Genomic DNA, 12,895 nt, shown 5'->3' on the forward strand with positions numbered 1-12,895 from the left:
GCCACAACTAGGTTGGAGCCATGGCGGACACGACCCCCGAAGAGGCTCCCGAGAAGACAGCTCCGGAAACCCAGGAGATCCCGGCCGAGCCGGCCGACGACATCGTCACGACCCGGCACACGCTGACCGTGAAGCGGAAGAAGCTGGCCTACACGGCGAAAGCCGGCCGGATCGTCCTCCGCAAGGAGGTCGTGAAGGACGGCAAGTCCGAGGGGGTCAAGCCGAAGGCGGAGGTCTTCATCACCTCCTACACCCTCGACGACGCCGACCCCGGCTCGCGGCCGGTGACGTTCGCCTTCAACGGCGGGCCCGGCTCGTCGAGCATCTGGCTCCACATGGGGCTGCTCGGGCCGCGACGCGTGCTCTCGGGCGACGTCGATGACCTGGTGCCGCCGCCGTACGGGCTGGACGACAACCCCGAGACCCTGCTGGCGCACAGCGACCTGGTGTTCATCGACCCGGTGTCCACCGGCTACTCGCGCGCGGCCGAAGGCGGCGAGACGAAGGACTTCCACGGTTTCAAGGGCGACATCGAGTCGGTCGGCGAGATCATCCGGCTCTGGGTGTCGCGCCACGAGCGCTGGCTGTCGCCGAAGTTCCTGGCCGGCGAGTCGTACGGCACGCTGCGCGCCGCCGGGCTGGCCGCGCACCTGCAGGACCGCCACGGCCTCTACCTGAACGGCCTGCTGCTCATCTCGTCGGTGCTCGACCTGGGCACGCTGCAGTTCACCGAGGGCAACGACCTGCCGTACACGCTGTACGTGCCGACGTACGCGGCGATCGCGCACTACCACGGCCTGCACGGCGAACGCCCGCTCGACGACGTGCTCGCCGACGCCGAGGACTTCGCGGCGAAGGACCTGCCGTGGGCGCTGGCGCGCGGCGCCCGGCTGTCCACTCAGGACCGGGCCGACGCGGTGGCCACGCTGGCGTCGCTGACCGGGCTGACCGAGTCCTATGTGGACCGGGTGAACCTGCGGATCGAGCACGTCCGGTTCTTCACCGAGCTGCTGCGCGACCGCGGCCTGACGGTCGGCCGGATGGACGGCCGGTTCACGACGTGGGAGCCGGACGGCGGCCGCGAGCACATGAGCGACGACCCGTCGATCTCCCGGATCATCGGCGCGTACGCGGCGGCGTTCAACCACTACGTGCGGGCCGAGCTCGGGTACGAGAACGACCTGCCGTACGAGCTGATCCACGAGGACACGTTCAAGGCGTGGTCCTACAAGGAGTTCGAGGGCCGGTCGGTCTCGGTCGTCGACTCGGTGAGCGCGGCGATGCGCGCCAACCCGCACCTGCAGGTCCACGTGGCGTTCGGCCACTACGACGGCGCGACGGCGTACTTCGCGTCCGAGCACGTGCTGGCGCACCTGCAGATCCCGGAGGAACTGCGTGACAACATCGACACGGCGTACTACCCGGCCGGGCACATGATGTACGTCCACGAGCCGAGCCGGGTGCAGCAGTCGAAGGACCTGGCGAAGTTCGTCAAGAAGGCCTCGAACCGCTAGCCCTGCGGTGGGGCCCGGCCACGTGACCAGGCCCCACCGAGTGCGGCTCAGGGACAGTCGCCGCCCCATGCGGACGTCTCACTGGACGGCACCACGTAAGCGTGGGCCTGGTCCGGCTCGAAGAGAACGACGACGGAGGTCGGCAGGTAAGCGGCGATGCCGTCCCGGATCTCCCCGAGGGCGACCACGACGCTCCGGCCGCCCTCGAACTCCACCCGCAGCGACCAGCGGGCCGGCGGACGCCCCTCCCACGGCACGTGCCAGGCGGTCCCCACCCGGATGATCTTCCGGCCGAGCAGCGGCTGCCACTCCGGCTGCGCGCGGACATCGACTGTCTCGACGAGAGCCCCTTCCTCCTGCTCGGCGACCGAGCCGAGCTGGAGGAACTCGTCCTCGCCGTCCATCTGCCACCGTGCGAGCAGCTCGTTCCCGTCTTCGAACGCGAAGACGACGCCGTGGGCAACCTCCTGGACGGGGCCGTCGCCGACCTCGGCCGCCGGTGAAGCACCAGCGGGAATCAAGTACCGAACACCGCTCAACCGCCGGCCACGCGGGTCTGGGGTGGATCGCTGATCGCCGTCCGTTGTCATCAATAAACTCCGAAGTACCTGAACTCGCCACTGGAATCGAACGTCGCGCCGATGAATCTACCGTTCACCACTTCGTTTCCGACGAGCCGGAAGCCACCGGCGAACCCACCGGTCGTCACTGGCTGGTAGTCCGCGTAAGGATCGGTGAGGATCCGGTCCAGCATCGCCTGCCCGGCGCTGTCGAATTCCTTGCCCGGAACCACCGGCAGCTGGTTCGGTCCCATGTGCTTCTGGTACTCGCGCCCGGCGTATGTGAGCCCGCCCTTCGCTGCCCGCTTTCCGCTGGCCGACGCGGCTTCGTAATGGCTCGCGACGATCTCGGCGTGCCCGTTCTGCGGTGTGGCCGGCAGTTCACCTGGCCGCAGGTCCGCCGCTTCGCCCCAAGCTCGCCCGCGATGTCGATCAAGCCCTGCCCTTCGGCCAGGGCGTCGGCCACCGCCGCGCAGCCCCAGTTCCGACTCGGCGTCACCCAGCAGCGAGCGCAACTCGCACTCCGGGCACAGCAACACCAGGAGACCGGCAAGGATCAGCCCGGTCACCCCGTGCCCAATGCTGTGTCACCGGTCGGGCTGGGCCAGGGCAGGTGTCCCGTAGTGGCCCGGTGGCAGGGTGCGGTGCCGGCGCAGGTTCATGAAGCAGCTGACCACCTGGAGGACCACGGCCGCCACGATGTAGCCGACCAGCCACGGCGTGAGCGCCGGCGGCTGGTGGTTCGCCAGCAGCAGGTCCGTCACCAGCGGGAAGACCGCCAGCACCGGCGTTCCGGCGACGAGTTGCTCTGCCCGCACGGCCCGGGCGACGGCCAGGGACGCGGCGTCTTCGGCGGCCAGCGGACGGCGGAGCAGGCCGGCCAGCACCCAGCCGGTGACGAGCGCGCTCAGGACGAGCAGCCCGAGCCAGCTCACCGCGTACGTCCGGGCCCCCGTCGTGAAGTACATCGTGACGGCCAGCGCGACCCCGCCACCGAACGCGACCACGAGAGACGCGAGGTACCAGCCGCTCAGCACGCGCCGCCACGGATCCGGCGCGTGCGCCGACGGCACGTCCTCCCGGAGTTCCCGCTCCCGCAGGCGAATGCCGTCGGCGAACGAGAGCCCCACCGCGAAGTAGGCGAAGTAGACCGCGGACGTCTCGGTCATCCAGCGCCCGAACGACAGCGAATACAGCCCCCCAGCGGCCACGGCGACCACCGCGTAGACGATGAACCGCCAGGAACGGCGGCCTCTGAACGGCAGCCGCGTCCCGACCAGCGCCGTCACCAGCGGCGTCGGCCTGCCGACCGGGTGCCCGCGCTTGGCCAGCCACAGCCGGGCCGCGTCCTGCTCCCTGGCCGTCACCATGATCATCGGACCGCCGCCACGGTGCCGTAGTCGCCCGCCGGGAGCTTCCGGCGCCGGTACCGCGTGTAGCGGCTCACGAGCAGGGTCGCGTAAGCGAGAACGACGTAGCCGACGAGCCACGGCGTGTACTCGTGCGGCTGCCGGCCCGTCAGGACGTCGAAGAGCACCGGGAGCGCGAACAGCGCCGGCATGGCCAGGAACGGGTCTTCGGTCCGCACCACGCCGTCGATCACGAGCGACGTCTCGTCCTCGGCGATGACCGGCCGCCGGACCACCTCGGCGAGGACCACCGCCACCACCACCGCTCCGAGCGCGAGCAGGACGAGCCAGCCCACCGCCCAGACCCACGACGTCGTCACGCACATCACGACGGCCAGGAGAGCGCCCCCGCCGAAGGTGATCACCAGCGACGCCAGGTACCAGCCGCCCAGCGACTCCCGCCACGACGGCCGTGGCACGTCCAGGCGCCGGTCGCCCAGCCAGGCCGCGGCCCGGCGGTCGGCCCGCCGCACCGAGCTCCGGATGAGCAGCACCACGGCGGCGAAGCCCACGAAATACGCGCCGCCTAAAGGCGTGTGAAGCCAGAGCGCCAAGAACTGCGTGACGATGGCGGCGAGCCCCACCACCACGAGCATCACGACCCGCCACGCCCAGTACCCCGGCTGCCGTGCTCCGCCGCGGGCCCCCAGCCGCAACGCCAGCAGCGTCGTCGGCTCGGCCACCCTCACGCCGCGCTTGGCCAGCCACTTCCTGGCCGCCCTGACCTCGGCCTCCGTCGGTTCGTCCATGACCCCTCCCCCTCGCCTCGGGCAGTACACGCACGAACGCGCCAAAAGGTTGGGCCCACGTCAGGCACCGCGGACCGCCGCCACGGTGCCGTAGTCGCCCGCCGGGAGCTTTCGGCGCCGGTACTGCACGTATAAGCCGACTGCCTCGGTCGCCGCCGCCAGGGCGAAATAGCCGACCAGCCACGGTGTGAACTCGCGCGGCTGCCCACCGGACACCAGCGGGTCGAAGATCGCCGGGTACGCGAACAGCGCCGGGAGCGCGCGGTACTGGTCCTCGCCGCGCAGCAGGCTGTCGACCGCGAGCGAGGCTTCGTCTTCGGCGATGACCGGCCGCCGGAGCACACCGGTGAGGATCGCCGCCACCACGACCGCCCCGAGCGCCAGGAGCCCGAGCCAGCTCAGCGCCCAGTGCGGCTTCGACGTCGTCACGGCCATCACGACGGCGAGCACGGCGCCACCACCGAAGGTGAGCACCATCGAGGCCAGGTTCCAGCCGCTCAGCGACGCCCGCCAAGAGGGTCGCGGCCGGTCGATCCCCCGGCCGGCCAGGTGGGCCACGGCCCGCCGGTCGGCCAGCCGCACCGCAAGCCACGCGCCCACCACGAAGACGGCGTACAGCGCGAAGAACGACCGGCCTTCGGGCAGGTCGGAATAGCGGAGGCCGAGGGCGTGCGGCAGGAATCCGAGGGCGAAGTTGCCGGCCACCGCCACGACCACCAGCAAGGCCACCCACGGCCCCGACCCCGGCGGCCGCGCGCCGGCGCGGGCGCCCAGCCGCAGCGCCAGCAGCGTCGTCGGCTCTTCCACCTCGACGCCGCGCTTGGCCAGCCACTTCCTGGCCGCCCTGACCTCGGCCTCCGTCGGTTCGTCCATGACCCCTCCCCTCGCCTCGGGCAGTACACGCGCGAACGCGCCAAAAGGTTGGCGCGAAAACGGCCCGCCTCCCAACCGGGAAGCGGGCCGTTCGCGCGAGGACTACTTCAGGTACTGCGACCCGTGGGTCACCGCCGTGTAGGCGTCGACGGCGCCGTGGCCGTAGAAGCCGTTGAACGACGGGTCACCCGCACACGTCGCGGTGAACGTGGCGTCGCGGCCCTCGTCCAGGTAGTCGACCGTCCGCGGGACCGGGCAGGCGATCTGCGACGCCGTGCCCTCGAGGACGCGCTGGACCTTGTCCGGGTCCAGGCCGAACTCGCCGTGGGACTTCTTGCCGTACTGCGAGACGATCAGCGCCGCGACACCCGTCGCGTGCGGCGTCGCCATCGACGTGCCCTGCAGCCACTGGTAGTAGCCGACCCGGCCGTCCGGCGCCGTCGCCTTCTCCACGCCCGCCGCGATGCCGGCCGGCGTCAGGTTGCCCGCCGCGTCGATGTTGCCGTCGGCGAGGGCGACGTTCTTCGGGTACGTCGAGAGGATCTCGTTCTCGACCGTGCGGAACCACGGCGTGCCGAAACCGTCGCGGAAGTAGCCGCCCGGCGCGGAAACCGAGATCTGCTCGGTGCCGTAGTTCGAGTAGTCCGCCTTCGCCTGCGACGGCCCGAACGCGCTCACGCCGATCGTGTGGTTGCCCTCGACCGGCAGGCTCAGGCAGCTGGCGTTGTCGACCTGACGCGGGTGCGTCGTGTTGGCCGGGTAGTCCGGGCTCGTGGTGTCGGGCTGCGGCGCACCGAGGTCGGTGTGCTGGTTGCCCAGCGCGACCACCATCGTGACGCCCTTCTTGTGCGCGTAGTTCAACGCGCGCTGCGTCGCCTCGATGATCGTGCGCTGCTCGGCCTGTTCCGCGGCCGAGTCGGCCGGGTTCGCCGTGCAGTTGTAGAGCCACGGGTCGGTGTAGAACGACATGTTGACCACGTCGATGCCGGCGTCGCCGGCGTAGGTCAGCGCGTCGACGGTCGGCTGCAGGAAGAAGTACCCCGAGTCCTGGCCGGCGCGGATGTTCACCAGCGACACGTTCGGCGCGACACCCGAGACGCCGAAGCCGTTGGCCGCGGCGGCGATCGTGCCGGCGACGTGCGTGCCGTGCGCGCCGTCGTCGTGGTTGACCGGGTCGACGCAGCCGCGGAACTCGCACGGGCCGTCGACCTCGACGCCGTTGACGTCGAACGGGATGTCCTTGACGAAGTTGCGGGAGTCGGCCTCGTCGAAGTTCGGCGCGATGTCCGGGTGCGTGCCGTCGACGCCGGTGTCGATGATGCCGACCTTGACCTGCTTGCTGCCCGGCTGCTTGGTGCGCGAGAGGTCCGATCGGACGGACTTGAGGCCCCAGAGCTGGTCGTCCAGCGGGTCCATCCCGACGGCCTTGGTGGCGGCTGCGTTCTTTTTCGAAGCGGCGCCGCGGCCTTCCTTCTCCACGTTGTTGTTCTTGGCCTTCTTGCCGTCCTTCGGCACCGAGCCGATGACCTGCGCCTTGGCCGCGCCGAACACGGACCGGTTCGCCGAGACGCGCTCGGTGAAACCGGACGCCGGGGCGCTGGCCTTGATCAGGCCGACCGCGGAGTTCGTTTCCAGCACCGTGCCACCCGCGTCGCGGATCGCCTTCTGCGCGCTCGCGACGCTCTGGACGTCCTTGGCGAGCACGGTGAACTCGGTCGCCGGGCCGGCCAGCGCGGGCTGCGCCGACGCGACCGGGACCGCCACCGCGGTGATCGCCCCGAACAACGGAACGGCCAGCGCCGCGGCGAGAAGCCTGGGTCTCTTCACGTTTCTCCTCCTCGGAAAGCGGTTCCTGCACCGTATAGATCGGACATTGCGTAAACAACGGCCAAACGTACGTTATGGAACAACCGACTTCTGCTCCGCGAAGTGACAAGCTGACAAGTGACCGTCGGTCCGGGGCACCAGCTCCGGGACCTCCTCGGCGCAGCGGTCCTGCGCCTTCCAGCACCGCGTCCGGAACCGGCAGCCGGACGGGGGATCCAGGGGACTCGGGACGTCGCCCTCGAGCCGGATGATCTGCCGCTGCCCGCGCACCGCCGGATCCGCGACCGGTACCGCGGACAGCAGCGCCTGGGTGTACGGGTGGGACGGTCGCTCGTAGATCTCCTCGTCCGTGCCGATCTCGACGATCTTGCCGAGGTACATCACCGCGACCCGGTTGGACAGGTGCCGCACCACCGAAAGGTCGTGCGCGATGAAGACGTACGACAGCCCGAACTCGTCCTGCAGGTCGCCCAGCAGGTTCATCACCTGCGCCTGGATCGAAACGTCCAATGCGGACACGGGCTCGTCACAGATGATCACCTTGGGCCGCAACGCCAGCGCCCGCGCGATGCCGATGCGCTGGCGCTGCCCGCCGGAGAACTGGTGCGGGTAGCGGTTGAGGTGCTCGGGGTTGAGCCCGACCACCTCCAGCAGCTCCTGCACCTTCTTCGCCCGCGAGCCCTTCGGCGCGACGTCGGAGTGGATTTCGAACGGCTCGCCGACGATGTCGCCGACGGTCATCCGCGGGTTCAGCGACGTGTACGGGTCCTGCAGCACGATCTGGATCTCGCGCCGCAGCTTGCGCATCTCGTTGCCGCGCATCGAAAAGATGTCGCGGCCTTCGAACTGCGCGGTGCCGCCGGTCGGCTCCTCCAGGCGCATCAGCACCTGCGCCAGCGTCGACTTGCCGCAGCCGGACTCGCCGACGACGCCGAGGGTCTCGCCGGGCATCAGGTCGAACGAGACGCCGTCGACCGCCTTGACCTGGCCGACCGTGCGCTTGAACAGGATGCCGGTGCGGACCGGGAAGTACTTCTTCAGGTCAGTGACCGAGAGAATCGGTTCAGGCACGGGAGTTCACCACCTCTTCGGCGAAGTGACACGCGCTCGTCCGGCCGAAGCCGATCCCGCGCGAGGGCGGGACTTCCGACGAACACCGGTCTTCGGCCCGCTTGCACCGCGGGTGGAACGGACAGCCGGGCGGGACGTCGAGCAGGCTCGGCGGCAGGCCCTTGATGGTCTCCAGTGTCTGTCCCTTGAGGTCGAGCCGGGGCAGGGAGTCCATCAGCGCGGCGGTGTAGGGGTGGGCCGGCGCGCGGAACAGCTCGACGACGTCGGCCTGCTCCACGATCCGGCCCGCGTACATCACCGCGATCCGGTCCGCGACCTCGGCGACCACCCCGAGGTCGTGCGTGATGAGCACCAGGCCCATCTGCCGTTCCGCCTGGATCTCGCCCAGCAGGTCCATGATCTGGGCCTGCACGGTGACGTCGAGCGCGGTGGTCGGCTCGTCGGCGATGAGCAGGTCCGGGTCCAGCGCCAGTGACATCGCGATCATCGCGCGCTGGCGCATCCCGCCGGAGAACTGGTGCGGGTAGTCCTTGATCCGCCGGTCGGCGGCCGGGATCCGGACGATGTCCAGCAGCTCGATCGCGCGCTTCCGGGCGTCCTTCTTGGACATCCCGAGCCGCACGCGCAGCTGCTCCTCGATCTGGAACCCCACGGTGAACACCGGGTTCAGCGCGGAGAGCGCGTCCTGGAAGATCATCGCGATCTCGCTGCCGCGCACCTCCCGGCGGCGGTCCTCGGACGCCGTCAGCAGGTCTTCGCCGCGCCAGCGCACGGCGCCGCCGGTGATCACGCCGGGCGGCATGTCGAGGATGCCCATCACGGTCTGCGCGGTGACGCTCTTGCCGGAGCCGGACTCGCCGAGCACCGCCAGCGTCTCCCCGGCGTGCACGGAGTAGCCGACGCCGTTGAGCACGTTCGCCACGCCGTCGGACGTCCGGAACTCGACGTGCAGATCCTCTACTTCGAGCAGGAGTTCGTTGTCGGACAAGGGGATCTACCTCGACTTCGGATCGAGCGCGTCGCGGATGCCGTCACCCAGCATCACGAAGGCCAGCACGGTCAGGGTGACGAAGGCACCGGGGAACAGCAGCATGTGCGGGTCACTGCGGAAGTAGTCCCGCGAGTCGCTGATCATCACACCCCACGAGATCACCGGCGCGCGCACGCCGATGCCGAGGTAGGCCAGCGTCGCTTCGGCGCCGATGAACGCGCCGAGCGCGATGGTGGCGTACACCAGCACCGGCGCGAGCGTGTTCGGCAGCAGGTGCCGGAAGATGATCCGCGGCGTGCTCGCGCCGAGGCCGCGCGCGGCCTTGACGTAGTCGAGCTGCTTGGCCACCAGCGTCGCCGACCGCATGATGCGCATGGCCACCGGCCAGCTCAGCACGGCGATCGAGCAGACCACCTGGACGATGATCGTGACCGCGCCCGGGTTCGTGCCGGGCGCGTTGAACGTCGTCAGGATGACGATGGCGCCGAGCACGAACGGCAGGCCGGCGAAGATGTCGCCGAACCGCGACAGCAGGCTGTCGACGAACCGCCCGTAGTAGCCGGCGAGGATGCCGACGAGCGAGCCGAACAGGACGGTCAGCAGCGTCGAGAACACCCCGACCAGCAGCGACGCGCGGGTGCCGTAGATCGTGCGTGCGTAGACGTCGGCACCCTGGTTGTCGTAGCCGAACCAGGCGTCCGCGGACGGTCCTTCGTTGGCGTGCGCCAGATCGCTGAAGCCCGCGTTGCGCGAGCTGAACAGGCCGGGAGCGATCGCGATCACCACGATGACCAGGATGATCACGGCCGACGCGACGAACGCCGGCTTGCGGCGCAGCTGGCGCCAGGCGTCCGCCCACAGGCTGCGGGGTTTCTGCGTGCCGGCGGCGGAGTCGTCGACGCGGGACAGCTCGGCCGCGTCGGCCCCGCCGCCGCCCACCAGGTTCGGGTCAGTCATAGCGGATCCTCGGGTCGAGAACGGCGTAGAGCAGGTCGACGATCAGGCTCATCAGCAGGTACACCAGCACCAGCAGGACGACCACGCCGACGACGGTGGCGCTCTCCCGGTTCTGGATGCCGCGGAAGATGAGCCCGCCCAGGCCGTTGATGTTGAACACGCCTTCGGTGACGATCGCGCCGCCCATCAGGGCGCCGAGGTCGGTGCCGAGGAACGTCAGCACCGGGATCACCGAGTTGCGCAGCAGGTGGACGCCGACGACGCGGCGGGTGGGCTGGCCCTTCGCGATCGCCGTCCGGACGTAGTCGGCGCGGCGGTTTTCGGCGATGCTCGTCCTCGACAGCCGGGCGACGTAGGCCATGGACAGGCTGCCGAGCGCGATGCCGGGCACGATCAGCTCGCCGATGCCGGGGTTGTCCGACACGCTGGCCTCGATCAGGCCCAGGCCGTTGGTGCCCAGGACCAGCTGCAGCACGATCGCCGTGACGAACACCGGCAGCGAGATCAGGAACGTGGTCGAGACCAGCACCAGGTTGTCGAGGAAACCCTTGCCGCGCAGGCCGGTCAGCACACCGGCGGCGAGGCCGATGACGGCTTCGATGACCACCGCGACCACGGCGAGGCGCAGCGTGATCGGGTAGGAGGTGGCGATCAGCTCGCCGACCGAGGTGCCGTTGAAGGTTTCGCCCCAGTCGCCGGTGAACAGGCTCCCGAGGTACTTGAAGTACTGGACGAACAGGTTGTCGTTCAGGTGGAACTTCTCGGTCATCTGGGCGACGAACGCCGGGGGGCAGGCGGTCTGCCCGCACTTGCCGGCGAACGGGTCGCCGGGCACCGCCCAGACCAGCACGTAGATCAGGAACGTGGTGCCGAAGAAGACCGGGATCAGCTGGAGCAGCCGTCGGAGGACATAACGGATCATGACGAGTTCCTAGTGCGCGCCGGGGGGGGGGGGGGGGGGGGGGGGGGGGGGGGGGGGGGGGGCCCCCCCCCCCCCCCCCCCCACGCCGTGGTGGTGGTTGCGGCAGATCAGCGCGGCACTACTTCTTCAGGACCTCGATGGACGGGTAGTCCGGCATGCGGCGGAAGTCCAGGGCCGCCGACTTGAGGTTCTTCGACTTCGCCGCGACACCCTTCTCGTCCCACACCGGGATCGAGGGCAGGTCCTTCGCGATCAGGTCCTCGGCCTGCTGGTACAGCTTGACCGCGGCGTCCTTGTCGGCCGTGGCGTCGGCCTGGGCGAGGGCCGCGTCGACCTGCGGGTTCGAGTAGTCGGAGTCGTTCGAGGACCCACCGGTCTTGTAGATCGGGTTGAGGAAGTCCTCGATGGACGGGTAGTCCGCGGACCAGTCCGACCGGCCCATGCCCGTCAGCTTCTTGCCGTTCACGATGCTGCGCCACTGGCCGAAGTCGGTGGCCGGCACGAAGTCGCACTCCACGCCGAGGGTGTTCTTGATGCTGTTGCACGCCGCGACCAGCGGTTCCTTGCGGCCGCCGTCCGCGTTGGACGCGATGGTCAGCTTGCCCTTGAAGCCGGACTTCGCGAAGGCTTCCTTCGCCGCGGCCGGGTCGTACTTGCAGAACTGGCAGACACCGGCGCGAGCGCCCGGGATGCCCTGCGAGATGTAGCCGTCGGCCGGCACGTAGGTGTCGTTCATGACGGTCTTGGTGATCTGGGCCCGGTCGATCGCCATGGAGATCGCCTTGCGCAGTTCGAGGTTGTTGTAACCCGGGACGTAGTACGGCACGGCGATGGTGCTGATGCCGAGCAGGTGGCCGGTGACCAGGCGGTCGCCGAGGTCGGCCTTGTACTTGCCGCCCGCGACGGCCGACGGCGGCAGCGCCTCCATGAAGTCGAGGCGCCCGCTCAGGAGGTCCTGGTAGGCCGTCTCCTGGCTGGAGTAGATCTTGATGTCGAGGTCCTTGAAGTGGACCTTGTCGTCACCCTTGTAGTCGTCGAAGCGGGTGAGCTTGATGTCCTGGTTCGGCGACCGCGAGACGAACTTCATCGGGCCGTTGCCGATCGGGTGCGCCGCGAAGCCCTTCGGGTCCTTGAAGAACGAGTCGGGCAGCGGCGCGAAGGCGGTGTACCCGACCTTGATCGAGAACACCGAGAACGGCGCGTCCAGCGTCACCTGGAACTCGTAGTCGCCCTTGGCGACCAGACCGGACATCTTGTCCGTGGCCGGCTTGGCGTTCTCGTCCGCGGGGTGGACGTCCTTGTACCCCTGGATGTTCGAGTAGAAGTCGGTGTTGAGCTGCCCGTTCGGGGCGTAGGCGCCGTAGTTCCAGGCGTCGATGAAGTTGTGCGCCTTCACCTCGGTGCCGTCGTGGAACTTCCAGCCCTGCTTGATCTTGATGTCGTAGACCTTGGAGTCGGTCGTCGTGATCGAGTCGGCCATCAGGTTGAACGGCTGTGCGTCCGCTCCCTTGAAGCCGACCAGGGTGGCGAACATCGGCTGGATCGCCTTGGTGCCGCCCAGCTCGTTGGTGTTGGTGGGGACCAGCGAGTTCTCCGGTTCGGTGCCGTAGATGCTCACCGAGCCGTCCGGATTCGTCCCGCCCGCGCCCGCGGAGTCACCTGATGACCCGCCGCCACAGGCGGCGAGCACCAATGCCAGCGTGGTCACCACCGCGGAACTTCCCCAGAGCCTGCGCGAACGACGCATGATCCCCTCCACTATCCGGCTGTCCGAAAGATGGGACGCACGCTATCGGGGGCGGCGAAGCCGATCACAGGACTGCGGTGTTGCAAATGTGTGACGACCGTCAGGACCACCTGGTTGGAGCACAACAAAGGTTGGAATTCGGATACTCCGGACGGCCCAGCGCGGACGCCGGGTCATCGGTCGCTCACCGAGGGTGGGTCGCGGATTCCGTTGCGGCACAAGCTCTTTCAGGCATGCCAACGGACGGAAGTGGCCTGGACCACTACCGAGAGTGC

The 12,895-nt window shown here is 69.3% G+C and carries 12 protein-coding genes; 1 reads left to right on the top strand and 11 read right to left on the bottom strand.

The features are described from left to right. Positions 1-20 precede the first annotated feature (20 nt). Complete coding sequence (locus ACGFMK_RS00065) at positions 21-1,514, top strand: S10 family peptidase (RefSeq protein ID WP_392755502.1); 1,494 nt, start codon at positions 21-23, stop codon at positions 1,512-1,514. Between the two features lie 47 nt (positions 1,515-1,561). On the opposite strand, the gene ACGFMK_RS00070 is transcribed toward ACGFMK_RS00065, so the two are convergent. The 11 genes from ACGFMK_RS00070 to ACGFMK_RS00120 all read right to left on the bottom strand — a co-directional run bounded on the left by ACGFMK_RS00070 (position 1,562) and on the right by ACGFMK_RS00120 (position 12,620). After that, positions 1,562-2,035, bottom strand: coding sequence for a hypothetical protein (locus ACGFMK_RS00070; RefSeq protein ID WP_392755505.1), 474 nt, complete (start codon positions 2,033-2,035; stop codon positions 1,562-1,564). 68 nt (positions 2,036-2,103) lie between these two features. Continuing rightward, complete coding sequence (locus tag ACGFMK_RS00075) at positions 2,104-2,643, bottom strand: hypothetical protein (protein ID WP_392755508.1); 540 nt, start codon at positions 2,641-2,643, stop codon at positions 2,104-2,106. Between the two features lie 18 nt (positions 2,644-2,661). Continuing rightward, positions 2,662-3,450, bottom strand: a complete 789-nt coding sequence (locus ACGFMK_RS00080) for a hypothetical protein (protein ID WP_392755511.1) — start codon at positions 3,448-3,450, stop codon at positions 2,662-2,664. Beyond that, a complete protein-coding gene (locus ACGFMK_RS00085) occupies positions 3,447-4,232 on the bottom strand; it encodes a hypothetical protein (protein WP_392755514.1) in 786 nt (261 codons plus the stop codon). Before ACGFMK_RS00085 ends, ACGFMK_RS00080 begins: the two co-directional genes overlap by 4 nt. 60 nt (positions 4,233-4,292) lie before the next feature. Next, positions 4,293-5,105, bottom strand: a complete 813-nt coding sequence (locus ACGFMK_RS00090; protein WP_392755517.1) for a hypothetical protein — start codon at positions 5,103-5,105, stop codon at positions 4,293-4,295. 102 nt (positions 5,106-5,207) lie between these two features. Beyond that, positions 5,208-6,932: a S8 family serine peptidase gene (locus tag ACGFMK_RS00095; protein ID WP_392755520.1), complete on the bottom strand. Its 1,725-nt coding sequence runs from the start codon at positions 6,930-6,932 to the stop codon at positions 5,208-5,210. Positions 6,933-7,004: 72 nt separating this feature from the next. Further along, on the bottom strand, positions 7,005-8,003 hold the full coding sequence (locus tag ACGFMK_RS00100) for an ABC transporter ATP-binding protein (RefSeq protein ID WP_392755522.1): 999 nt from the start codon (positions 8,001-8,003) through the stop codon (positions 7,005-7,007). Beyond that, positions 7,996-8,991, bottom strand: coding sequence for an ABC transporter ATP-binding protein (locus ACGFMK_RS00105; RefSeq protein ID WP_392755525.1), 996 nt, complete (start codon positions 8,989-8,991; stop codon positions 7,996-7,998). The genes ACGFMK_RS00100 and ACGFMK_RS00105 overlap by 8 nt, the downstream gene beginning before the upstream one ends. Before the next feature lie 6 nt (positions 8,992-8,997). Then, the gene (locus ACGFMK_RS00110) at positions 8,998-9,951 is read right to left on the bottom strand and encodes an ABC transporter permease (RefSeq protein ID WP_392755528.1); all 954 of its coding nucleotides are present in this window, start codon (positions 9,949-9,951) and stop codon (positions 8,998-9,000) included. Beyond that, the gene (locus ACGFMK_RS00115) at positions 9,944-10,873 is read right to left on the bottom strand and encodes an ABC transporter permease (protein ID WP_392755531.1); all 930 of its coding nucleotides are present in this window, start codon (positions 10,871-10,873) and stop codon (positions 9,944-9,946) included. The genes ACGFMK_RS00110 and ACGFMK_RS00115 overlap by 8 nt, the downstream gene beginning before the upstream one ends. 118 nt (positions 10,874-10,991) lie before the next feature. After that, complete coding sequence (locus tag ACGFMK_RS00120) at positions 10,992-12,620, bottom strand: ABC transporter substrate-binding protein (protein WP_392755534.1); 1,629 nt, start codon at positions 12,618-12,620, stop codon at positions 10,992-10,994. Positions 12,621-12,895: the final 275 nt, after the last annotated feature.

This window comes from Amycolatopsis sp. NPDC049252 (assembly GCF_043197175.1).
Lineage (GTDB): Bacteria > Actinomycetota > Actinomycetes > Mycobacteriales > Pseudonocardiaceae > Amycolatopsis.